26 protein-coding genes are annotated in these 22,170 nt (G+C 36.4%); 23 read left to right on the top strand and 3 right to left on the bottom strand.

Translation table 11 applies throughout. The features are described from left to right. The first annotated feature begins 88 nt into the window (after positions 1 to 88). The 15 genes from RCG20_RS04590 (at position 89) to lysA (ending at position 13,987) form a co-directional block, all read left to right on the top strand. Positions 89 to 553, top strand: a complete 465-nt coding sequence (locus tag RCG20_RS04590; RefSeq protein ID WP_308183063.1) for a ferric iron uptake transcriptional regulator — start codon at positions 89 to 91, stop codon at positions 551 to 553. Between the two features lie 160 nt (positions 554 to 713). Continuing rightward, positions 714 to 941 (top strand): YqzK family protein, encoded by a 228-nt coding sequence (locus tag RCG20_RS04585; protein WP_308183062.1) that lies wholly within the window; start codon positions 714 to 716, stop codon positions 939 to 941. An 8-nt stretch (positions 942 to 949) separates the two neighbouring features. After that, on the top strand, positions 950 to 1,843 hold the full coding sequence (gene xerD / locus RCG20_RS04580; RefSeq protein WP_308183061.1) for a site-specific tyrosine recombinase XerD: 894 nt from the start codon (positions 950 to 952) through the stop codon (positions 1,841 to 1,843). 221 nt (positions 1,844 to 2,064) lie between these two features. Next, positions 2,065 to 3,249: a phosphopentomutase gene (deoB, locus tag RCG20_RS04575; RefSeq protein ID WP_308183060.1), complete on the top strand. Its 1,185-nt coding sequence runs from the start codon at positions 2,065 to 2,067 to the stop codon at positions 3,247 to 3,249. A 317-nt stretch (positions 3,250 to 3,566) separates the two neighbouring features. Further along, the gene (locus tag RCG20_RS04570; RefSeq protein ID WP_308183059.1) at positions 3,567 to 4,403 is read left to right on the top strand and encodes a purine-nucleoside phosphorylase; all 837 of its coding nucleotides are present in this window, start codon (positions 3,567 to 3,569) and stop codon (positions 4,401 to 4,403) included. Next, complete coding sequence (locus RCG20_RS04565; protein ID WP_308184288.1) at positions 4,403 to 5,707, top strand: pyrimidine-nucleoside phosphorylase; 1,305 nt, start codon at positions 4,403 to 4,405, stop codon at positions 5,705 to 5,707. Before RCG20_RS04570 ends, RCG20_RS04565 begins: the two co-directional genes overlap by 1 nt. A gap of 122 nt (positions 5,708 to 5,829) precedes the next feature. Then, a complete protein-coding gene (locus tag RCG20_RS04560; protein ID WP_308183058.1) occupies positions 5,830 to 6,999 on the top strand; it encodes a D-alanyl-D-alanine carboxypeptidase family protein in 1,170 nt (389 codons plus the stop codon). A gap of 137 nt (positions 7,000 to 7,136) precedes the next feature. Continuing rightward, entirely contained in the window at positions 7,137 to 7,487 is a 351-nt protein-coding gene (spoIIAA, locus tag RCG20_RS04555; protein ID WP_308183057.1) for an anti-sigma F factor antagonist, read from the top strand. 2 nt (positions 7,488 to 7,489) lie between these two features. Beyond that, positions 7,490 to 7,930 carry an anti-sigma F factor gene (gene spoIIAB, locus RCG20_RS04550; RefSeq protein WP_308183056.1) on the top strand — a complete coding sequence of 147 codons (441 nt, stop codon included), beginning with the start codon at positions 7,490 to 7,492 and terminating at the stop codon, positions 7,928 to 7,930. 12 nt (positions 7,931 to 7,942) lie between these two features. Then, on the top strand, positions 7,943 to 8,701 hold the full coding sequence (sigF, locus tag RCG20_RS04545; protein WP_308183055.1) for an RNA polymerase sporulation sigma factor SigF: 759 nt from the start codon (positions 7,943 to 7,945) through the stop codon (positions 8,699 to 8,701). Positions 8,702 to 9,286: 585 nt separating this feature from the next. Then, complete coding sequence (locus RCG20_RS04540; protein WP_308183054.1) at positions 9,287 to 9,907, top strand: stage V sporulation protein AA; 621 nt, start codon at positions 9,287 to 9,289, stop codon at positions 9,905 to 9,907. Continuing rightward, on the top strand, positions 9,894 to 10,319 hold the full coding sequence (locus RCG20_RS04535) for a stage V sporulation protein AB (RefSeq protein ID WP_308183053.1): 426 nt from the start codon (positions 9,894 to 9,896) through the stop codon (positions 10,317 to 10,319). Before RCG20_RS04540 ends, RCG20_RS04535 begins: the two co-directional genes overlap by 14 nt. Before the next feature lie 154 nt (positions 10,320 to 10,473). Next, positions 10,474 to 11,082 (top strand): stage V sporulation protein SpoVABEA, encoded by a 609-nt coding sequence (locus tag RCG20_RS04530; RefSeq protein WP_308183052.1) that lies wholly within the window; start codon positions 10,474 to 10,476, stop codon positions 11,080 to 11,082. Further along, positions 11,037 to 12,524 carry a spore germination protein gene (locus tag RCG20_RS04525; protein WP_308183051.1) on the top strand — a complete coding sequence of 496 codons (1,488 nt, stop codon included), beginning with the start codon at positions 11,037 to 11,039 and terminating at the stop codon, positions 12,522 to 12,524. Before RCG20_RS04530 ends, RCG20_RS04525 begins: the two co-directional genes overlap by 46 nt. Before the next feature lie 158 nt (positions 12,525 to 12,682). Then, the gene (gene lysA / locus RCG20_RS04520) at positions 12,683 to 13,987 is read left to right on the top strand and encodes a diaminopimelate decarboxylase (RefSeq protein ID WP_308183050.1); all 1,305 of its coding nucleotides are present in this window, start codon (positions 12,683 to 12,685) and stop codon (positions 13,985 to 13,987) included. A 55-nt stretch (positions 13,988 to 14,042) separates the two neighbouring features. Here lysA and RCG20_RS04515 read toward each other — a convergent pair whose 3' ends face one another. Then, positions 14,043 to 14,906: a DUF1002 domain-containing protein gene (locus tag RCG20_RS04515; protein ID WP_308183049.1), complete on the bottom strand. Its 864-nt coding sequence runs from the start codon at positions 14,904 to 14,906 to the stop codon at positions 14,043 to 14,045. 407 nt (positions 14,907 to 15,313) lie between these two features. Between RCG20_RS04515 and RCG20_RS04510 the strand changes: the two genes are divergently transcribed. Then, entirely contained in the window at positions 15,314 to 15,688 is a 375-nt protein-coding gene (locus tag RCG20_RS04510; protein WP_308183048.1) for a GNAT family N-acetyltransferase, read from the top strand. A 141-nt stretch (positions 15,689 to 15,829) separates the two neighbouring features. On the opposite strand, the gene RCG20_RS04505 is transcribed toward RCG20_RS04510, so the two are convergent. Beyond that, the gene (locus tag RCG20_RS04505) at positions 15,830 to 16,369 is read right to left on the bottom strand and encodes a DUF309 domain-containing protein (protein WP_308183047.1); all 540 of its coding nucleotides are present in this window, start codon (positions 16,367 to 16,369) and stop codon (positions 15,830 to 15,832) included. Positions 16,370 to 16,483: 114 nt separating this feature from the next. Continuing rightward, a complete protein-coding gene (locus tag RCG20_RS04500; protein WP_308183046.1) occupies positions 16,484 to 16,585 on the bottom strand; it encodes a YjcZ family sporulation protein in 102 nt (33 codons plus the stop codon). Positions 16,586 to 16,779: 194 nt separating this feature from the next. On the opposite strand from RCG20_RS04500, the gene RCG20_RS04495 reads away from it, so the two are divergent. The 7 genes from RCG20_RS04495 (at position 16,780) to RCG20_RS04465 (ending at position 22,166) form a co-directional block, all read left to right on the top strand. Further along, positions 16,780 to 17,544, top strand: a complete 765-nt coding sequence (locus tag RCG20_RS04495) for a segregation/condensation protein A (protein ID WP_308183045.1) — start codon at positions 16,780 to 16,782, stop codon at positions 17,542 to 17,544. Then, positions 17,531 to 18,118 (top strand): SMC-Scp complex subunit ScpB, encoded by a 588-nt coding sequence (gene scpB / locus RCG20_RS04490; protein WP_308183044.1) that lies wholly within the window; start codon positions 17,531 to 17,533, stop codon positions 18,116 to 18,118. Before RCG20_RS04495 ends, scpB begins: the two co-directional genes overlap by 14 nt. Before the next feature lie 170 nt (positions 18,119 to 18,288). Next, a complete protein-coding gene (locus tag RCG20_RS04485; RefSeq protein WP_308183043.1) occupies positions 18,289 to 18,708 on the top strand; it encodes a hypothetical protein in 420 nt (139 codons plus the stop codon). 31 nt (positions 18,709 to 18,739) lie between these two features. Further along, entirely contained in the window at positions 18,740 to 19,225 is a 486-nt protein-coding gene (locus RCG20_RS04480) for a YpuI family protein (protein WP_308183042.1), read from the top strand. 242 nt (positions 19,226 to 19,467) lie between these two features. Continuing rightward, positions 19,468 to 20,358, top strand: a complete 891-nt coding sequence (locus RCG20_RS04475; protein WP_308183041.1) for a superoxide dismutase — start codon at positions 19,468 to 19,470, stop codon at positions 20,356 to 20,358. Positions 20,359 to 20,443: 85 nt separating this feature from the next. Next, a complete protein-coding gene (locus RCG20_RS04470) occupies positions 20,444 to 21,586 on the top strand; it encodes a D-alanyl-D-alanine carboxypeptidase family protein (protein ID WP_308183040.1) in 1,143 nt (380 codons plus the stop codon). Continuing rightward, positions 21,579 to 22,166, top strand: a complete 588-nt coding sequence (locus RCG20_RS04465; protein WP_308183039.1) for a nucleoside recognition domain-containing protein — start codon at positions 21,579 to 21,581, stop codon at positions 22,164 to 22,166. Before RCG20_RS04470 ends, RCG20_RS04465 begins: the two co-directional genes overlap by 8 nt. Positions 22,167 to 22,170 lie beyond the last annotated feature (4 nt).

The raw sequence follows: 22,170 nt of genomic DNA, 5'->3' as shown, positions 1-22,170 counted from the left end.
GATTGTTTCTTATTTATAATAATTTTATTTTGAATCTCTTCTCCCATCTGCTATAATGGGAATAAAAATGGCGAGGGAGGGACTTCAGATGGAGACTAGAATTGAGAGAATAAAAAAACAATTGCATTCATCGAGCTATAAACTTACACCTCAACGCGAAGCTACAGTTCGTGTTTTATTGGAAAATGAGGAAGATCATTTAAGTGCGGAAGATGTGTACCTCCTTGTGAAAGAAACAGCGCCTGAAATAGGATTAGCAACCGTTTATCGAACATTAGAATTATTAACAGAATTAAAGATTGTTGATAAAATTAACTTTGGGGATGGGGTTTCCCGTTATGACCTCCGTCAAGAAGGTGCAACACATTTTCACCACCACCTCGTTTGTATAGAATGCGGAGCAGTTGATGAGATTCAAGAAGACCTACTTGAAGATGTTGAAAGCAAAGTAGAACAAAAATGGAACTTTAAAATAAAGGATCATCGGTTGACTTTTCATGGTATTTGTTATAGATGTCAAGAAAAGAAACAATCAGAAGAGCAAAGTGAATAAAAATAACAAAAGCCTTTTATATAATTGAAGAAAAGGCTTTTTTCTTTGTCTAGCCCCAGCGCCTGACCAAGGCCATTCGCTTTTCTTTTCCCGATAGGTATAATTCTTGTCCAATTTGGCATACCTTTTACTAGACTAATATTGGCTTGGGGGAAAAGATATGCTTTCTTTTTTTAAGGTTACCTTACATACCTTAAAGGTTTTTATCTTATTTACAGGGTGCACGATTCTTTTTTATTATGGTATTATGTGGGTAAATGAGGAATATCAAAATTATCATCGTTATGATGAACCTAAAGGTGCTGCAATGAAAGTATCTGATTCGGTTCATGAAGAAAGTTCTTCATCGTTTCAACGATTGATAATGTTTTATTTAAATGGGGAGTAATGGAGCGTATGGAAGATCATTTAAAGGACTTTATTCATTTTATGATTGTCGAAAAAGGTCTGGCTAACAACACAATTGAATCGTATGAACGTGATTTAAACAGCTATATGACTTATTTGAAAAATGTCGAGACAATTTCACAATTAAATGATGTGCAACGGGCTCATATAGTTCATTTTTTAGGCTTTCTAAAAGAACAACAAAAATCATCAAAGACATTGGCAAGACATATTGCATCAGTAAGGGCATTTCATCAATTTTTAATTAGAGATAAAGTAACAGACCATGATCCTTCTGTTCATATTGAATCACCAAAATTGGAAAAATCTCTTCCAAAGGTACTAAATTTACAGGAAGTTGAATTTTTGTTAGATTCACCGAAACAGCATGATCATTTTGGTAAAAGGGATAAGGCAATGCTTGAACTCCTTTATGCTACAGGTATTCGTGTAAGTGAGCTAACTGGTCTTAATTTAGGGGATATTCATTTAACAATGGGATTTGTCCGCTGTATTGGAAAGGGAAATAAAGAAAGAATTATTCCAGTTGGAAAAACAGCAACAAGTGCATTGCAACAATATTTGGATAACGGCAGGCCACAGTTTGTATCGAAAAAAAATATAGATGATGCATTATTTCTTAACAACCATGGAAAACGTTTAACAAGGCAAGGGTTCTGGAAAATCCTTAAAAAACTAGCCGGCGAGGCGGGAATTGCTAAGGATTTAACTCCGCATACTCTTCGTCACTCATTTGCTACACATTTATTGGAAAATGGCGCTGATCTTCGTGCAGTTCAGGAAATGCTAGGACATGCGGATATTTCTACAACTCAAATATATACGCATGTAACAAAAACAAGATTGAAGGATGTTTATAGTAAATTTCATCCGCGAGCTTAGTATTTTTAAAGATTCATATTGTTAAGATTTCAAAAAAATGTCGAAAAGCCACCAAAATTATCGGTGGCTTTTTCTTGTAATTTCAAAAACTTTTAGTAAAATAAAGATGTCAGACTTCTGACGAATGAACTAACGTCTAAGATATTTTAGATTCAATAAGGGCAACATAATATGGATATTTTTTAATTGCAAACGTTACCATTAAAAGGGAGGATAAGAAAATGGCTTCAAACATATATAAACGAATTTTTTTAATTGTTATGGATTCAGTTGGTATTGGAGAGGCACCAGATGCCGAGAAATTTGGTGATAAAGGATCAGATACCATTGGGCATATTGCTGAAAGAATGGGTGGTCTTAAAATGCCGAACATGGCTAAATTAGGCTTAGGCAATATCAATGAAATAAAGGGAATTGAAAAAGCGGATAGGCCGCTTGCGTCTTATTCAAAAATGATGGAGGCATCGAACGGGAAAGATACAATGACTGGTCACTGGGAGATTATGGGGTTGAATATCCAGACTCCGTTCCGTGTATTCCCTGATGGCTTTCCTGAGGAGCTAGTTGCAGACTTAGAGAGGCAATCTGGCAGAAAAATTATTGGCAATAAACCTGCTAGCGGAACTGAGATTCTCGATGAACTCGGAGAGGAACATATGAAAACAGGGGCATTAATTGTTTATACTTCTGCTGACTCTGTCCTTCAAATTGCAGTTCATGAAGAGATTGTTCCAATTGAAGAGCTTTATAAAATATGTAAAATTGCTCGTGAATTGACTCTTGATGAAAAATATATGGTGGGGCGTGTTATTGCTCGGCCATTTATAGGAGAGCCAAAAAACTTTAAGCGAACTCCAAACCGCCATGATTATGCATTAAAACCATTTGATCGAACTGTAATGAACGAATTAAAGGATTCAGGGTTTGATGTATTGGCAATAGGGAAAATTTCTGATATCTATGATGGTGAAGGGGTGACAAAATCCCTTAGAACAGTTTCCAATATGGATGGAATGGATAAACTTATCGATACATTCGATATGGACTTTACTGGAATTAGTTTTGTAAATCTAGTTGATTTTGATGCATTATATGGGCATCGCCGTGATCCTCTTGGCTACGGGAAAGCACTTGAAGATTTTGACGCCCGCCTCCCTGAAGTATTTGCCAAAATGAAAGACGATGATTTGTTAATCATTACTGCGGACCATGGAAATGACCCTGTTCATCCTGGAACCGATCATACACGTGAATATGTACCATTAGTTGTATATGGGGTACAAATGAAGGAAGGAAAGCAACTTCCAATAAGAGATACATTTGCTGATCTTGGTGCTACAATAGCTGAAAATTTCAATGTTAAAATGCCTAATTATGGGAAGAGTTTTCTACAAGAATTGAAATAAAGAAAACTCGCCGATTGGCAAGCCCCAAAGGGCGATGATTAGGGGTAGTTGCCCTTATGCGCTAGCAGAATTTATGGATATAAATTCTGATTAGCTAAAGAAAACTCGCCGATTGATAAGTCTCTAAGGGCGATGATTAGGCGTAGTTGCCCTAATACGCTGGCAGATTTTTGGATATAGTTTCTGATTAGATAAATAAAGGGGAGGCTCCCTAATAGCCCTGATAGATTAAAAGCTTGTACCTAGAAGGGCTAGGCTGCTTGCGCTATTCAATTCAAAGTAAAAAGTATAAATTCTGTTAAAAAAGGTGGATGACGATGGATTTTGAAAAAATAAAACATGCAGCACAGTTTTTAAAAGATAAATATAATAAAACGCCGAAGATAGGTTTAATTTTAGGGTCAGGGCTTGGGGTTTTAGCGGATGAAATTGTCTCCTCTGTAAAGATTCCATACAATGAAATCCCTGATTTTCCAGTTTCAACTGTTGAAGGGCATGCAGGGCAACTTGTGTTTGGTCTCCTTAATGATGTCGAAGTTGTTGCCATGCAAGGGCGTTTTCATTTTTATGAAGGTTACAGTTTTGATAAAGTAACTTTTCCGGTCCGTGTTATGAAAGAGCTTGGGGTGGAGATGCTCATCGTTACAAATGCTGCGGGTGGAGTAAATGAATTTTTTTCACCAGGAGACTTAATGATTATAACGGATCATATCAATAATATGGGCTCAAATCCGTTAATTGGGCCCAATGATGCTCGGCTTGGTGTACGCTTCCCAGATATGTCCGAAGCCTATTCAAAGGAACTTCGGATAATCGCAAAAGAAATAGCTTCCCGCTGTAGCATTGATATAAAAGAAGGAGTGTATGTTGGTAATACAGGGCCAATCTATGAAACACCAGCAGAAATAAGAATGTTTCGAGTTCTCGGAGGAGATGCTGTCGGGATGTCCACTGTGCCTGAGGTAATTGTTGCCCGTCATAGTGGCATTAAAGTACTCGGTATTTCCTGTATTTCAAATATGGCTGCGGGTATCCTCGATCAGCCACTAACACATGATGAAGTAATCGAGACAACTGAAAGAGTAAAGGCGAATTTTTTATTATATGTGAAAGAATTGGTTAAAAACATTTCTGATAAAAGTGGTGATAAATGATGAGAATGGTAGATGTAATCGAGAAAAAGAGAGATGGATACGAATTAACAAAAGAAGAAATTTTATTTTTTATTAATGGTTATACAGAAGGTTCCATTCCCGATTATCAAATAAGTGCTTTAACAATGGCCATTTTTTTCCAAGGGATGACCGAACAAGAGCGAGCTGACCTCACGATGGCGATGGTTGAATCTGGTGATCAAATTGATTTGTCCCAGATTGAGGGGATAAAAGTGGATAAGCATTCGACGGGAGGCGTTGGGGATACCACTACACTTGTCCTTGGACCTCTTGTGGCATCAGTTGGTGTACCCGTGGCTAAAATGTCAGGTCGTGGGCTTGGGCATACTGGAGGAACGATTGATAAATTAGAATCGGTAAAAGGCTTCCACGTCGAAATTAAAAATGATGAGTTTATTAAACTAGTCAATCTAAATAAAATTGCAATTATTGGCCAAAGTGGAAATTTAACTCCTGCTGATAAAAAACTTTATGCACTTAGGGATGTAACAGCAACTGTTGATAGTATTCCGCTTATAGCAAGTTCAATAATGAGTAAAAAAATTGCAGCAGGTGCTGATGCTATCGTTCTCGATGTCAAGACCGGGGCTGGGGCATTTATGAAAACGCTTAATGATTCAAGAGAATTGGCTGAAGCAATGGTTCGTATCGGTAACAATGTTGGAAGAAGAACACTTGCTGTCATCTCTGATATGAGTCAGCCACTCGGATTTGCGATTGGGAATGCACTAGAGGTGAAAGAGGCAATTGATACCTTGAAGGGTAATGGACCAAAGGATTTGACAGAACTTTGTTTAACACTTGGCAGCCATATGGTATTTCTAGCGGAGAAAGCAAATTCGCTTCAAGAAGCTCGTGAACTACTTGAAAAATCTATAAAAAGTGGAGCCGCACTAGAAAAATTGAAAGTATTTTTGAGTTCCCAAGGTGGAGATGCTTCGATTGTTGATAATCCATCAAAGCTCCCGCAAGCTCAATTTGTCTTTGAGTTGGAATCAAAAGAAAATGGCTATGTTTCTGAAATTGTAGCAGATGAAGTTGGGACTGCTGCTATGCTATTAGGTGCCGGTAGAGCGACTAAAGAGTCTGTAATTGATTTGGCGGTAGGTCTAGTCTTAAGGAAGAAAATCGGGGATAAAGTACAGAATGGAGAATCATTAGCGACTATTTATAGTAACTTTGAAAATATTAGTGATGTAAAAGAAAAATTGTATGCTAATATTAAAATTTCAACTACAAAAGTCGAAGCACCTATTCTAATTCATGAAGAAATAACGAATTAAAAGTAAAGAAGGTCTGGGATGATTATCCTGGACTTTTTTTTTGCAAAAAAACAGGGAAATACTGTATAAATGTGCTTGGATTGGAAAAAATGGTGAATATAAAGAATAGGAGGGTTATGCAAATGAAACGAATTGTCTCATTAATAATGTTATCTTTTTTGCTTTCATCATTATGGATACCATCTGCTTTTGCGGAGGAAAAAAAGAGCACTGAGCTCGTCAACGATGTAAGATCAGCCATTTTGATCGAGCGTGATACAGGGAAAATTTTATATGAAAAGAATAGTAATGAAAAGCTTCCGCCTGCAAGTATGACGAAAATCATGACGATGTTATTGATTATGGAATCGATTGACAAAGGCAAGCTTACTTGGAATGAAAAGATCCGAACAAGTGAGTATGCTGCATCCATGGGTGGTTCACAAATTTTTCTTGAACCAGGCGAAGAGATGACAACAAAGGAAATGCTTAGAGGAATTGCAATTGGATCAGGAAATGATGCTTCTGTTGCAATGGCAGAACGTATTGCTGGTTCCGAAGATGCATTTGTTCAGATGATGAATGATAAAGCAAAGAAATTAGGTCTTACACATACTAAATTTCAAAATACAACAGGACTTCCTGTGAACGATCATTATAGCACAGCATACGATATGGCCATAATGGCTAAGGAACTCTTGAAATACCAGGAAATCACCAAATTCACAGGCATGTACGAAGCTTACTTGCGTGAGAATACGGATAATAAATTCTGGTTGGTAAATACGAATAAATTAGTTCGTTTTTATCCAGGTGTGGATGGTTTAAAAACAGGGTTTACTTCGGAAGCAAAATATTGTTTAACAGCAACTGCCCAAAGGAATGGGATGCGTGTCATTGCAGTCGTTTTTGGAGCACCAACATCTAAGGTAAGAAATGCTCAAGTTACTAAGATGCTTGATTACGCCTTTAGTCAATATCAAACCCGCCCACTATTTAAAAGAAATCATTTAGTTGGATTGGCCCACGTCAGCAAAGGAAAAGCGAAAAATGTGGAGGCCGTAACAAGTGAACCCCTATCATTACTAACAAAAAAGGGGGAAAAAACGGAAAATGTTAAACAGAAAATTATTCTTCAAAAGCATTTAAATGCACCTATCCATAAAGGCGATCAAGTAGGAACTATAAAGCTTATAAAGGATGGAAAAGTGATTATAGAGAGCCCTCTCGTTGCAAGTAAAGATGTTGCGGAAGCAGGATGGTGGACTTTATACAAACGCGCATTCGGAATGTTTACAAAAGCAGGAGAATAACCGAAACGAATGAAATGTCGAAATTTGATTCTTGACCGCTTTTTTTAGCGAAGAACAACTAGTTTTGTCTTCTAGAAGGATATTAAAGAATTGGCATCGAATTGACTCACTATACCAGATTAAGGAGGCCCGGGATAGTGAGTCTTATTATTGATATGGAAATAAAACATGATGTTTTATGCATTCGATTAAACGGAGAACTAGACCACCATACAGCGGAGGAACTTCGTGAACAAGCTTCGAGTGCCATTGAAAAGAAAAATATTCGTCATATTATCTTGAATCTGGAACAACTGTCTTTCATGGATAGCTCTGGACTAGGAGTTATATTGGGAAGATATAAACAGATCAAACAAGTACATGGTGAAGTGGTTGTATGTGCAATATCCCCTGCAATCCATAGATTATTCGATATGTCGGGTTTATTTAAAATTATGCGCTTAGAACCGACAGAAGAATTTGCATTGGAAAGATTGGGGGTTGCTTAACGATGAAGAATGTAATGAATCTTCAATTTAGTGCTTTAAGTCAAAATGAATCATTTGCCCGCGTTACCGTTGCAGCTTTTATTGCTCAACTTGATCCGACAATGGATGAACTAACCGAAATAAAAACGGTGGTATCAGAGGCCGTTACCAATGCTATTATCCATGGCTATGATAATAATCCAAATGGAATTGTTTATATTACTGCAGCAATTGAGGATCATTGTGTTGATATGACAATAAAAGATGTTGGTATTGGAATTGAAGATGTGGAAGAAGCTCGTCAGCCATTATTTACAACGAAGCCGGACTTAGAACGATCCGGTATGGGATTTACAATTATGGAAAACTTCATGGATGAGGTAGAGGTTCATTCACAACCTGGCAGCGGAACCGAAATCAGATTACGGAAGCATTTATCAAAGAGCAAAATGCTATGCAATTAAGGAGACTCGCCAATGGATGTGGAGGTCAAGAATAATAAAAGTCAAACTTTTTTAAAGGATCACGAAGTAAAGGAACTGATTAAAAAAAGTCACCAAGGAGATCAAGCATCCAGAGATTTAATTGTAGAAAAAAATATGCGTCTTGTCTGGTCTGTTGTCCAACGTTTTCTTAATAGAGGGTATGATCCTGATGACCTTTTTCAAATTGGTTGTATTGGATTATTAAAATCGGTTGATAAATTTGATTTGACGTATGATGTGAAGTTTTCCACATATGCAGTTCCAATGATAATTGGCGAAATACAGCGATTTATTCGGGATGATGGAACGGTGAAGGTTAGTCGTTCACTAAAAGAAATGGGAAACCGTATTAGAAGGGGAAAGGATGAGCTTTCAAAAGTGCTTGGAAGAACTCCATCGGTAAATGAATTATCTGCTCACCTGGACCTTTCGCCGGAGGATATTATCCTTGCTCAAGAAGCAAGCAGGACACCTTCTTCCATCCATGAAACTGTATATGAAAATGATGGGGACCCCATTACATTATTAGATCAGATTGATGATGGCAATGATGGTAAATGGTTCGATAAGCTGGCTTTAAAAGAAGCAATTCTTGAATTAGATGAACGGGAACGCCTTATTGTCTATTTGCGCTACTATAAAGATCAAACCCAATCTGAAGTTGCACTCCGACTTGGAATATCCCAAGTTCAGGTTTCTAGACTTGAGAAAAAAATATTACAGCAAATGAAAGGCCGTATGGATCTCTGAATAACGGGTTTTAATTGGCGTGTAAAACAGGAAATAACGCGTCGAATCACTTGTTCATTCGCATCTTTTCGCCATTCTTTTCACAGGGAAATTTTAATATAAGAATTGGTCCTTCATAGCCTAAATGAAGGACCTTTTTCTGGTTGCTCAATCGAATTTTGTCCTTCATAGCCTAGATGAAGGACCTTTTTCTAGTTGCTCAACCGAATTTGGTCCTTCATAGCCTAGATGAAGGACCTTTTTCTAGTTGCTCAACCGAATTTTGTCCTTCATAGCCTAGATGAAGGACCTTTTTCTAGTTACTCAACCGAATTTTGTCCTTCATAGCCTAGATGAAGGACTTTTTTAGTAGCTTAATCGAATTTTGTCCTTCATAGCCTAGGTGAAGGCCTTTTTTCTAGTTGTTCAACCAATTTTGGTCCTTAAATAGCCAAGATGAAGACCCTTTTTCAAACTATTATCTTTCAATGGATGGTTATGATTTAGGATATGGGTGTTTTGTAATTCGAATTTTTTATAATGAAATGTTCCATAATTACTCATACTAACGTAAATGAGGAAATCAATGTTTGGGAAGTGAGTGTTTTGGAAAAAACCATTTACATTCGCATGCGACATCGTGTTCAAGCAAGGCTTTCAGAAAAAGTGCGAGTAGAAGATCTGGCCCAAATTATTGCCCCTGAAGAAGTGTTACCAATTATAAGAAAGCTTGTGATCTATGAGATTTCAGAAAAGGACAAGAATATTGTGGTCATTGATTTGATGAAAGTTATTAGCAAAATTATTGAGGCTGTAAGAGCTGTAGAGATACAAACAATTGGCCCGCAACAAACCATTATTGAAGTCATTTATAAGAAAAAAAGAGTTTCCATCCCTTTTTTTCTTTTAATATGGTTATTACTATTTTTTGGGTCGGCAATGGCTATTATGAACTTTCATGATGACGTCAGCATGAAAACTGTACAAGAAAAGCTATATACGATCATTACTGGTCTAAAGGAGCCGAAGCCATTACTCTTTCAAATTCCCTATTCCATTGGATTAGGTCTAGGGATGATTTTGTTTTTCAATCATATATTCCGGAAACGAATTAATGAGGAGCCTAGCCCATTAGAGGTAGAAATGTTTAATTATCAGATGGACTTGGATAATTATGTTGTTATCCATGAAAATGAAGAGAGTATGAAGCAGCTTGACGATCATTAAGGTTATTGAAGTTATCTTTATTGGTCTCTCTAGTGGATTAGCAGTTGGCTCTGGCTTTGTAGCATTTTTGTCCGTCCTTGGTATTATTCCTAGGTTAACACAACTTTCAAAAACAATGAAAATGATTCATTGGTATGAATGGGCAGTCGTTATTGGGGCAGTCACGGGTATATTAGCAAGTCTTAGAGATCCTGTTCTTGGTATATCGGCTTACTTTTTAATACCACTGGGAATAAATGATGGTATTTTTGTCGGTATGCTTGCCGCCGCTTTAACCGAAGTACTAAATGTTCTACCGATTCTCACAAAAAGAATTGGAATGGAAGGAAAATTAATTGCATTTTTAATGGCAATTGTATTTGGAAAAATCTTTGGATCAATCTTTCAGTGGGTTTATTTTATTCATCAATAAAAATAATTAAGTTGTTTGAACTTATAAAACTTGTCTAGCACAAGCAGCCCAGCCCCACGAGGGAATAACCAAAGGCCGTTATTCCTTGGTCGCTTCGGCCCCAGGGAGTTTGCACTTTTCTAACTAAGATTACGCCATGAAAGGACATCAGAGTATGAGCAACCGAAGGCGGGTTATCTTAATTACCGATGGGGATGACTATGCAAGACGGGCAGTGGAACATGTCTCAAAGGAAATTGGAGGAAGATGTATCTCAATGTCCCATGGAAATCCGTCTGCATTAACAGGACCTGAGCTTGTCCATTTAATCAAAAAAACTCCATATGATCCTGTATTAGTAATGTTTGATGATAGTGGATTGGTCGGTGAAGGTGCAGGTGAAATAGCACTTAAATATGTGGCCTTGCATCAGGATATTGAGGTACTGGGAATTATTGCTGTTGCATCTAAGACAAGGCAAGCTGAATGGACGAGGGTAAATGTATGTATTGATCAGAATGGTGAATTAACGCCATATGGGGTTGATAAGAACGGAATACCTGAGCTTGAAATAGGAAGATTGAATGGGGATACCGTATACTGCCTTGATGAACTTGATGTACCGATTATTGTTGGGGTCGGTGATATCGGTAAAATGGCAAGGCATGATCATTTTGAAAAGGGTTCACCCATTACAAAAAAAGCGGTAGAACTTATTCTGGAAAGGAGCGGTTTTACGTGTCAAGAAAAACAGACCAAAAGTGGCCAATCCCGGAATCAGTAGATGAAATTGAAAATTATTGGAAACAAAGGGTTGGATTAGGAATTAGCTTTGATTTAAATATTCGAAAGTTAAAGGTTTTAAAAAAGGATGTACACATTTATTCGGTTAGTGGATTATGTGATACTCGATTTTGTATTGAACTAATTGAAGAATTAGTTGAGATAAATGATCATGAAAAATTATCCACTGATTTATATAAACTTGTAGAAAACAGACTTGTTAACCAATCTGTTCAACCAATCGAAACGTTGGATGAATTAGTTGATAAAGTTCTTTCAGGATTAGTAGCAGTTGTCATTGAAGGTGCAAGAAATGCACTGATTGTCGATGTCAGAAGCTATCCAGGACGTCAGCCGCAAGAACCGGATACAGAAAAAGTAGTAAGGGGCTCTCGTGATGGTTTCGTTGAAAATATTATTATTAATACAGCCTTAACAAGAAGAAGAATTCGTGATGAGAAGCTTCGTTTTGAAATGCTAAAAGTTGGCGAACGTTCAAAAACGGATGTAGCATTAGGGTATATTGAAGATATCGCTGATCCTGATTTATTAAATATTCTTCGTAAAGAAATTAACGGCATTGAAACTGACGGAATTCCGATGGCTGACAAGACCATTGAAGAGTTTATCTTAAAACAGGGATGGAACCCTTTTCCACTTGTACGGTATACAGAACGTGCGGATGTTGCTGCTGCCCATATCCTTGAGGGTCATGTCGTAATTTATGTAGATACATCACCAAGTGTAATTATTACACCAACAACTTATTTTCATCATTTACAGCATGCTGAGGAATTTAGAGAATCACCAGCAATGGGCACATTTTTACGTTGGACCCGTTTTCTTGGAGTATTAACATCTATTTTCTTACTTCCATTATGGCTATTGGTTGTTTTGGAACCTTCATTATTGCCAGAGAAGCTTTCGTTTATCGGGCCGAATGAAACAACAAATATTCCTATTATCATTCAAATATTTTTAGCTGATTTTGGAATTGAGTTTTTAAGGCTTGCTGCTATCCATACACCAACACCCCTTTCTACCGCGATGGGTTTAATTGCAGCAGTATTGATTGGTCAAATTGCGATAAGTGTAGGCTTGTTCGTTCCTGAGGTTATTCTGTATGTTGCTGTATCAGGTATTGGAACTTTTACAACTCCAAGTTATGAATTAAGCATTGCAAATAAGATTGGCAGGTTAAGTTTACTACTGCTTGTTTCACTCTTTCATACACCAGGTTTTGTCATTGGCGCAACGTTATTTTTTATTTTTATTGTAAACACACGTTCACTAAATACCCCTTATTTTTGGCCGTTTTTGCCCTTTGATCCAAAAGGATTTTTGCAGATTATATTGCGTAGAGCGGTTCCAGGATCAGTACTTAGACCGAGTATTGTTCACCCAAGAAATCGCTACCGTCAACCGCCAAATTCACAAACGTAAAGTTCTGTTTGCAGAATTTCTGATGGTATGCTAAAGTGTTTTTAATTAAATAAAGGGATAAAGTATCAAGAATAGGCAGTATCTTTTGTGGATTCTGTCTATTTCTTATACTTTACTTTATAGATAAATGATTCTGTAAACAAAGAGAGGGAAGTGCAATGTATTTTTACGGAACAACCGGTGTAAATAAACAGGGGAATTTAGAAATTGGTGGAGTTGATGCCATTGAGTTGGCAGATAAATATGGAACACCATTATATGTTTATGATGTCGCCTTGATTAGAGAGAGGGCGAGAGGATTTAGACAGACTTTTCTGGATCAAGGAATGAAAGCGCAAGTTGCTTATGCCAGTAAGGCTTTTTCAACGATTGCGATGATCCAACTTGCCGAGGAGGAAGGATTATCACTCGATGTTGTTTCAGGTGGAGAATTATATACCGCCATTACGGCTGGATTTCCCACTGAAAGAATTCATTTTCATGGTAATAATAAAAGCCGTGATGAATTGATTATGGCACTGGACCATGGGATTGGTTGTATTGTAGTTGATAATTTTTATGAATTGGATCTACTAAAAACGTTATGTCTAGAAAAAAATACAACAATAAAAATCTTGTTGAGGGTAACACCTGGTATAGAGGCCCATACACATGATTATATTTTGACGGGCCAGGAAGATTCTAAATTTGGATTTGATTTACAAAACGGGCAGGCAGAAAGTGCACTAAAGGAAGCACTTCGATCAGAATGCTTAGAAGTGCTTGGTCTTCATTGTCACATTGGCTCTCAAATCTTTGAAACAACAGGTTTTCTGTTAGCAACACAAAAAATATTTGAAAAAATGAACAGGTGGAAAAATGAGATTTCCTTTGAAGCAAAAGTGTTAAATTTAGGAGGCGGCTTTGGTATCCGTTATACGAAAGAAGATGAACCAATCCGACCATCCCAGTATGTGGACGAAATTATTAAGGAAGTTAAAAAATGGATTCAAATATATGAAATGAATTTGCCGGAAATTTGGATTGAGCCTGGGCGTTCACTTGTTGGTGATGCAGGAATTACTCTCTATCGTGTTGGATCACAGAAGGAAGTTCCAAATGTAAGAAAATATTTAGCTGTTGATGGGGGAATGAGTGATAACATCAGACCTGCATTATATCAAGCAAAATATGAAGCCGTACTTGCAAACAAACCTTTAGAGAAACCAACTGAGACCGTTTCAATTGCAGGTAAATGCTGTGAATCAGGAGATATGTTAATTTGGGATCTTCCTTTACCAGCGCAGGGCCAAGAAGATATTTTGGCAGTTTTTTGCACAGGAGCTTACGGTTATTCAATGGCAAATAACTATAATCGTATTCCACGACCACCTGTAGTGTTTGTTGAGAATGGGCAAGACAGGATTGTTGTTAAACGGGAATCGTATGAGGATTTAGTAAGGCTAGATTTGTCACTCAAATAAAATAAGTTACCGCATACTGCGGTAACTTATTTTATTTGAAACGATAGTTAGATATTTATGAGAAAAGGGATTTTATGGCATCTATTAAGCGAATGAAAAATTGTTTTACTTTTTCTAGAAAGCCTTGGCCTTCTTCTGATTGAATAAAATTGGATATTTGATCCTTTGCTTTGTGTAGTTGGTCACTTACTTGGTTCCAATTGATATTTAAATTCTTTAATTTATTAAAAAAGTCAATTAATGTTTGCATTTCATTTTCATTCAGTTTGACTGATAATTCACTGGCTGCATTTTCTATTATTTTTCTCATTTCTTCATCATTTTTTGGTTTGTTTTTTGCAATTTCTTCTTTTACTTTTGCAATTAATGCTGCAGCATTTTTATTTCCAATCGAATCTCCAAGCTTTGCGGTTTCAACCATCTCTTGGTTCGCAGCCTGTTTGACAGCTTCAGGAATCGTTTTATCTGCTGAAATTTCATATGCCTTGATAATCCCTGTTAAAGCGGCCGTTCCAGAAACGGGAATAGGTGCAGTAATATAGATTTTCGCATCTTTAACACCAGCAGTGATTAACGCATTTACATACATTTCATTTGTAACCCATGTGATATTTTTCGTTTTAACTGAAATTCCCGAGCCATTTGGTTCGATCGTCGTTGCTGATGATGATATTGCTTTTGTTCCAATTAAAGAATTTGCCACATATTTTCCAAGATATTGATGCTCTTCTTGATTAGAAACAGTAATAATTTGAGTATCCTTCGGTGCATTCATCTCGGATAGCAGCATATTCTTTTGTGTGTCTGTCAAATTTTCTCCGAGCGTAATAATTATGTCTCCTTCTGCCATATCTGCAAAACCTTGGATAGGGAGAAGAATCAAAAATGCAAGCATAGTTAATATAAGTATTTTTTTCATCAGTTTAGCTCCTTCAAAAAATAGTTCATTTGAATAGGACATTCTATTTGAAACTGTAATGGAAGAGGACATTACTTGCAAGAGAATTGGATAAATTTTATTATTTAGTATAGAATGAAGAATATTAGAAAACAATCATCATAGTGCTTGCTCGTGATCTGTTTGATGTAAAAAGGGAATACATTTTAGTTAGCATTTTTTGATCGATCATTTGGGATTAATCTTTGGGACTTTAGTGTTTTAGTTCCATCATAGATTATGATTGATGTTAGTTGAGCAATTATGTATGATTGGTAGTATGAACATAAAGCTTATAAACACATATAATGAAATGGTCAATTATTATGTGGAAAATGATTGTGTGTCTGTAAATAACATTGTTTTATTTAATATAATGAGGGATCTATATGTTAATTCGATATAAGAAAACGTTTGAAAAAATTGCAATGGGTTTATTGTCCTTTATGCCAAATGAAAAAGATCTGAAAAAACTTCAGCAAACCATGAAGCAATATGAAACGGAAGAGGATTGGCAACTTTTTTTGTGGAAAGATGAAGACGATATTATAGGTCTAATTGGGATTTTGAACAGCAAATGTGATTTAGAGATTCAACACATTTCTGTTAATCCCTCACATCGATCTCAAGGAATTGGTAAAAGTATGTTCAGTGCCTTACGCGAGATGTATCCAGATAAAAAGATAATTGCAAATGAAAATACTGCACCCTTTATTGAAAAATGTGTGCATTGTTATGTAGAAAACAAAAAAGGCGACGAATAACTTATTCGTTGCCTTTTCCTATATTTAGAATTTGTATGGACTCTTGAAAATTGTCTATCTACACCGCATTTTTTAGCTAATCAGAATTTATATCCATCAATTCTGCTAGCGCATCAGGGCAACTACGCCAAATCATCGCCCTCAGGGGCTCGCCAATCGGCGAGTTTTCTTTATTTGTTTTGCAGAATTACGCTCTTGGATAACGCTTGCCCGATCGCGAAGTTTATGCCGGTGCAATATGTGTAATTTTGTTAGATCACTATTGTTGCCCCAAATGTATTTACTTTGTTCGCAAATGAATTTACATTGATTGAGTAATGAATGATCATTAATGGGTAAATTAATACTTTTATAAGCTTTGTTTTGTTCAATAATAGCTAAGCGCTCATAAAGCATTACCAAAAAGGACTGGCTATCTAATCCAAGCTTGATAATGAAAGGTTCTTTAGATAGAAAAATGGATAATGCCTTTTTCATTGTTTTTTTAGCACCTTCAAAGTTACCACGGCGGTGATGATAATTCGAAACAGCAAGCTGAATAAATCCCACCCAGATTGAATCTTTATTTCCAAAATCAGTTTGTTTCCAGTATTCTTCAAGTATTTCATGGCATTCAAAATAGTCACGATCTCCATGAAAGTGAACTAAGTATTGAATGAATTCTTTTGGGTACAAATCCATCCCACCTCAATAAATCAAGTATGTATAAGTTTATCACATTAGGAGGCTTTCTTTTCATATAAGCAAAAAACCCGTCAAAAAGACGGGCATCTGCAAACATTAGCTAATGTTATATTAATAAACCCAAGAAGCACCAACGATTATTAGCAAGATGAATAGCACTACGATTAATGCAAATCCTCCACCAAATCCGCATCCAACTACGCCATCAGACATATTAAAACCTCCTAAAATAATTTAATTACTTTTCCCTCCCATCATATGTTAAGTTTTAGAATATGTTATAGGCTTTTACCCTGTTTTATTTGGAAAAGGGGGAAGGGTGGATTTTTCTATTGGATAACTAAGGTGAATCCTCTATACTATTAATTGATATAGAATAAAAGAAATAGGAATTTTGGTGACGTACAATGCATTACAATGTAAAGATTGATGCATTTGAGGGGCCGCTTGATCTTCTCCTTCATTTGATCAATCGATTAGAAATAGACATTTATGATATCCCAGTATCACAAATAACCGAACAATACTTAATATATATAAAAACAATGACGGAACTAAAACTTGATTTGGCAAGTGAATTTTTGGTAATGGCTGCTACCTTACTTGCAATCAAAAGCAAAATGCTTTTACCAAAAAAAGAAGAGGAGACTCTTGAAGTTGATCTCCCATTTGAGGAAGACCCAAGAGATGAGCTTGTGGAACGGCTCATTGAATACCGCAAATACAAAGAAGCTGCCCATGATTTAAAGCAAATGGAGGAAGGTCGTAGTTTGATATATACGAAGCCTCCAAGCGATTTGACGGAATTTGCAAAAGACAAACTTCCTGAAAAGGAGGAATTAAACGTATCCTTATACGATATGTTGGCTGCTTTTCAAAAATTGTTGCGAAGAAAGAAATTACAGCGTCCTTTGACAACAAAGATAGCAAGGCAAGAAATATCGATTGAAAAAAGAATGATGGAGATATTGGCTGATTTACGTGGATTCAACGGAAGAAAAAATTTCAATGATCTATTTCCCTTTTCTACAAAGGAACATATAGTCGTTACTTTTCTTGCTATTTTAGAACTAATAAAAAGAAAAGAGATTGATGTAGAGCAGCATCAAAATTTTGGTGAAATCTTTGTTGAAGCTATGGGGGAAGGGGCAGAAATGGTTGGAAATTACTAATTGGAACAGTATATTAGAAAGTCTTTTATTTGCGGCAGGGGATGAAGGATTATCCATAAAACAACTTGTTGAAGTGTTAGATGTTGATGAGGGTAGGATTTTGGACATTCTAGCCAATTTAAAAAAAGAATATGATCACGATGAAAAAAGAGGAGTAACCATTGTACAGTTGGCAGGAACATTTCAACTCGCTACAAAGAAAGAAAATGCCTCTTTTTTAATAAAACTTGTCGATGCACCAAGTACGTCCACTTTATCGCAAGCAGCGTTAGAAACTCTAGCGATTATTGCTTATAGACAGCCAATCACAAGAGTAGAAATTGAAGAAATCCGGGGAGTAAAAACAGAACGCCCAATTCACACACTTACGTCAAAGGCCCTTATAAAAGAGGTTGGAAGAGTAGAAGGAACAGGAAGGGCATATTTATACGGAACCACGAAAGAATTTCTTGATTATTTTGGATTAAGGAGTATTGATGAGTTGCCATCTCTTCCAGAAAAAGTAGATGAGGAATTTGTTCAAGAAGAAGCTGACTTATTTTTCGAAAAATTTCAAGAAACGATTAATTCATAACTTCCTTGTTTATGATAAACTAAGGATATATTTTTTCACCTATGCAGAATTTATATCCATAAATTCTGCTAGCGCATAAGGGCAACTACCCCTCTGACATCGCCCTTAGGGGCTCGCCAATCGGAGAGTTTTCTTTATGAAGAAACTTTTAATTGAAGGAGAGAGGAATTTTGCAAATTATTTCCTGCAAGGGTCATGAATTAGAAAAGGAAAAATCGAATACACCGGAGGACTTTTTTAATAGTAGTGAAATCACCTTTCAAGAAGATGGAATGGAAAAAACTTTACATGTTTTGTATGTGAGATATTTTGATGAAGTTTTCCAAGAATTCACTCCTTATCATCAAGACCCAATTTTCGGTGTAGGGGAAAATAGTGTTAATTTTAAGGATATTGTCGCGCTTGTTTGCCTTCTGAAAAATCCAGGCTTGAGACAGCGTAAACGGATATATATTAACTCTAAACAAGAATTTGCTGCCTATTTTAAAGAAATTAACTTTAATAAACTGCCAGAAATTTTTCGGGCTCTTAGACAAAAGAAAAGTTATGAGCTCCCTTCTCCACTTGAATTTATTGTGCAGTCAAGTTAATTAAAATGATATGAAATTTGGAGGTTGAGAAGTGGGAAATACATTGGTGAAAACACAATTAAAGGATGTTGAATCTTTCTTAGTCATTACCATTAAAACGATCGAAGAATTTTTAAATCAAACAACGCTTGCACAATTTGATCAAGGTAATGAAAGTGATTTAGTTTATTATAAACAAATCCTTTCTAATTTGAGGAAGTTACTTGTGTTTAGCGAAGAAGGTTTAGAGACCTGTAAGATTATTTTACAAAGTGATCCGTTTCAAAAAGCTGCTGCCGAGAAAACATTATACAGAATTTATCATCAATGTATTGTGGAATTTTTCTCGCCAAAAAACGATGCATGGTTTGAGGACAGCCGCTCAGCATATACTGGAAAGAACTCAATCAAATTCTATAAATCTGTTCCAGAGGACTTTCAACAAATGGTGAGAGGATTAGAGAGCGAATTTCAGAGAATAAGAGAAGACCTTGAGTATTATGAAACAGATTACCGAACAAAAATTATCCAATCATAGTAAAATCATTAAAGGGCTATCCCATTCAGAATTGAAAATCTGAATGGGATAGCCCTTTTTCGGCTAAGCAGAATTTATATCCATAAATTCTGCTAGCGCATAAGAGCTACTACGCTTCTGTCATCGCCCTTAGGGACTCGCCAATCAGCGAGTTTTCTTTATTTTTTAGGAAGAATATTATAAAAAGGAAACCATACCATAAATTAAACCTTAATTTTAAATAATAAGAAATGAGGGGTATGATGGATCGATTTGGAAAATATGTGAAAGAATTATTTGAATGGAATGAGGATATGAAAAAATTTCTTGGCTCAGATAAAGTCGATAAAAACTTTGCATTATGGGAGAAACTTGATAACTTTACAGATTTGATGGAAAGCATTTCAACTCCATTATCCGATACAGAGCTATTAAATTTACAATCAGAAGCGGAGACCATTCATGAAGAAATGGAGGAGTATTTTAACAGAAAGCAGGAATTAGGAGTTATATGGATTGCTGAATCTGTTGTACCTCCAGGTTCCCATACTCTTCCTGATTTACCTTACCCTTATAATGCTCTAGAACCATACATCTCAGAGGAAATCATGAAGGTCCATCATGATAAGCATCATTATTCCTATGTGGAGGGATTAAACAAAGCTGAGCTAAGGATGGTAGAGGCCCGCGAGAAAAGTGATTTTTCCCTTGTGAAGCATTGGTCGCGCGAGTTAGCGTTTCATGGGTCAGGTCATTATCTTCATACAATTTTTTGGGAGAATATGGGCCCTCGGGGTGAAGAAAGGCCAAAGCGGCGCCTAGAAAAAGAAATAAAAAGCTATTTTGGAAGTTATGAAGCCTTTAAAAAACACTTTTCAGAAGCTGCAATCCAAGTAGAAGGAAGCGGATGGGTTTTGCTCGTTTGGTCACCAAGATCAAGACATCTGGAAATAGTGCAATCTGAAAAGCATAGCGGTCAAGCCCTGTGGGACACAATTCCTATCCTTGTACTCGATGTTTGGGAGCACGCATACTATCTTCAATATAAAAATAATCGTGCAGCATACGTGGAGAATTGGTGGAAAATCGTAAACTGGAGTAATGTTGAAATGCGTTTTGAGAAGGCAGTAGAATTGAAGTGGAATTCATTTTAGTAGTGCCATTTTTCTAATTTTAGTCATAAGAAACCTTGTCCCGCATAAACTTGTACAAACTAATATGAAGGAGACGAGGCATCTAATGAGACGGATTTCAAAGCTAGTCATTTTTGCCCTCATGGTCTCACTTTTCATTATCAACATTCCTCAAAAGGTGGATGCTTCTGTTTCCGTAGGTGCTAAAAGTGCAATTTTAATGGAGCAGAAATCGGGCAGAATTCTATTTGAGAAGGATGCCTTTACGAAAAGGAGAATCGCAAGTATTACAAAGATCATGACTGCAATACTGGCAATTGAATCAGGGAAAATGAACAAAAAAGTGAAAGTAAGTGAAAAGGCGACATATACGGATGGGTCCTCTGTTTATTTAAAGCCAGGTGAGATAATTACACTTAAGGATTTAGTCTACGGATTAATGCTGCGCTCAGGAAATGATACAGCAGTTGCCATATCTGAAAACGTAGGTGGAAGTGTTGATGGCTTTGTGTATTTAATGAACCAAAAAGCACGAGAGATTGGTATGCTTAATACTCACTTCGCCAACCCCCATGGGCTTGATGACCATAATAACCATTATTCCACTGCCTATGACATGGCACTATTAACAAGATATGCAATGAAGAATAAACAATATCAAAAAATTGTGGGAACGAAGGTATATAAGGCACCGAATCCAACTGAAGATTGGGACAGAGTCTGGAAAAATAAAAATAGATTATTAACTAAATATCAATATTGTACAGGTGGAAAGACAGGGTACACCAAACTAGCAAAAAGGACTCTTGTTACAACTGCAACAAAGGGCGACATGGAATTAATTGCGGTAACGATAAATGATTCAAACGATTGGAACGATCATATCTCGTTGTTCGAAAATGGATTTAAGGAATTTGATATGGCAGAAGTACTTTCCAAGGGGAAAATAAATGTAGAGAACAAATATTATAAAGATCATTTGTTCTTAAAAAGGTCGTTTGTTTATCCTGTTACTTCTGAGGAAATAGATCAATTTAGTATAAAATATAAACTAAATAAGCCTGGAAAAAGCAATGATCAATTTGAAAAGTCAGGAGTAGTTGTTGGAAAAGCGGTTGTTTATCTAGATGGAAAAGTGATTAAAGAAGTTCCAATCTATTACAGAAATATGCCAGAAAAGAAAAAGGGAATCTTTCATTCTATAAAACAAATCTTTCTTTCAATAATAGGTGTAAACGTTCATGGTTAACTATATTTGGGTGTTTATGACGTTAATTGGAATTGTTTTTGGAATGATTAATGGAACAATGGGAGAAATAAATAATGCTATTTTTACGGGGGCAAAAGAAGCTGTAACCCTCTGTATCGGACTAATAAGTATTCTTGTTTTCTGGCTTGGAATGATGCGGATTGCCCAAGAATCTGGACTCCTTGATGGACTTTCTCGATTATTTCGACCAATTGTTAAACGTTTATTTCCCGAGGTTCCTCCCGATCACCCTGCAATGGGCTATATATTATCTAATATGATTGCGAATATGTTCGGGTTAGGAAATGCTGCAACACCCCTTGGTATAAAAGCAATGGAACAACTTCAGAAATTAAATGGAGGAAAGAACGAGGCTAGTAGGTCCATGATTACCTTTTTAGCCATTAATACAGCTAGTATTACGTTGATCCCGACAACGGTAATCGCAATCAGAATGACCTATCACTCAGCTTCGCCAACAGAAATTGTGGTTCCAACGTTAATTGCCACTATTATCTCTGCGCTTGGTGCCATTATCATTGACAGATACTTTTATTATCGACGAAGCCGTAAAGGATGAATTA

This window comes from Neobacillus sp. PS3-40 (assembly GCF_030915485.1).
Lineage (GTDB): Bacteria > Bacillota > Bacilli > Bacillales > Cytobacillaceae > JAUZPL01.
This window is presented reverse-complemented; position numbering and strand designations above follow the sequence as displayed.

Excerpts from the sequence above, each read along its gene's own strand:
- RCG20_RS04590 (WP_308183063.1), top strand. The coding sequence starts at position 89 with ATGGAGACTAGAATTGAGAGAATAAAAAAACAATTGCATTCATCGAGC.
- RCG20_RS04585 (WP_308183062.1), top strand. The coding sequence starts at position 714 with ATGCTTTCTTTTTTTAAGGTTACCTTACATACCTTAAAGGTTTTTATC.
- xerD (WP_308183061.1), top strand. The coding sequence starts at position 950 with ATGGAAGATCATTTAAAGGACTTTATTCATTTTATGATTGTCGAAAAA.
- deoB (WP_308183060.1), top strand. The coding sequence starts at position 2,065 with ATGGCTTCAAACATATATAAACGAATTTTTTTAATTGTTATGGATTCA.
- RCG20_RS04570 (WP_308183059.1), top strand. The coding sequence starts at position 3,567 with ATGGATTTTGAAAAAATAAAACATGCAGCACAGTTTTTAAAAGATAAA.
- RCG20_RS04565 (WP_308184288.1), top strand. The coding sequence starts at position 4,403 with ATGAGAATGGTAGATGTAATCGAGAAAAAGAGAGATGGATACGAATTA.
- RCG20_RS04560 (WP_308183058.1), top strand. The coding sequence starts at position 5,830 with ATGAAACGAATTGTCTCATTAATAATGTTATCTTTTTTGCTTTCATCA.
- spoIIAB (WP_308183056.1), top strand. The coding sequence starts at position 7,490 with ATGAAGAATGTAATGAATCTTCAATTTAGTGCTTTAAGTCAAAATGAA.
- sigF (WP_308183055.1), top strand. The coding sequence starts at position 7,943 with ATGGATGTGGAGGTCAAGAATAATAAAAGTCAAACTTTTTTAAAGGAT.
- RCG20_RS04530 (WP_308183052.1), top strand. The coding sequence starts at position 10,474 with ATGAGCAACCGAAGGCGGGTTATCTTAATTACCGATGGGGATGACTAT.
- lysA (WP_308183050.1), top strand. The coding sequence starts at position 12,683 with ATGTATTTTTACGGAACAACCGGTGTAAATAAACAGGGGAATTTAGAA.
- RCG20_RS04515 (WP_308183049.1), bottom strand. The coding sequence starts at position 14,906 with ATGAAAAAAATACTTATATTAACTATGCTTGCATTTTTGATTCTTCTC.
- RCG20_RS04510 (WP_308183048.1), top strand. The coding sequence starts at position 15,314 with ATGTTAATTCGATATAAGAAAACGTTTGAAAAAATTGCAATGGGTTTA.
- RCG20_RS04505 (WP_308183047.1), bottom strand. The coding sequence starts at position 16,369 with ATGGATTTGTACCCAAAAGAATTCATTCAATACTTAGTTCACTTTCAT.
- RCG20_RS04500 (WP_308183046.1), bottom strand. The coding sequence starts at position 16,585 with ATGTCTGATGGCGTAGTTGGATGCGGATTTGGTGGAGGATTTGCATTA.
- RCG20_RS04495 (WP_308183045.1), top strand. The coding sequence starts at position 16,780 with ATGCATTACAATGTAAAGATTGATGCATTTGAGGGGCCGCTTGATCTT.
- RCG20_RS04475 (WP_308183041.1), top strand. The coding sequence starts at position 19,468 with ATGGATCGATTTGGAAAATATGTGAAAGAATTATTTGAATGGAATGAG.
- RCG20_RS04470 (WP_308183040.1), top strand. The coding sequence starts at position 20,444 with ATGAGACGGATTTCAAAGCTAGTCATTTTTGCCCTCATGGTCTCACTT.
- RCG20_RS04465 (WP_308183039.1), top strand. The coding sequence starts at position 21,579 with ATGGTTAACTATATTTGGGTGTTTATGACGTTAATTGGAATTGTTTTT.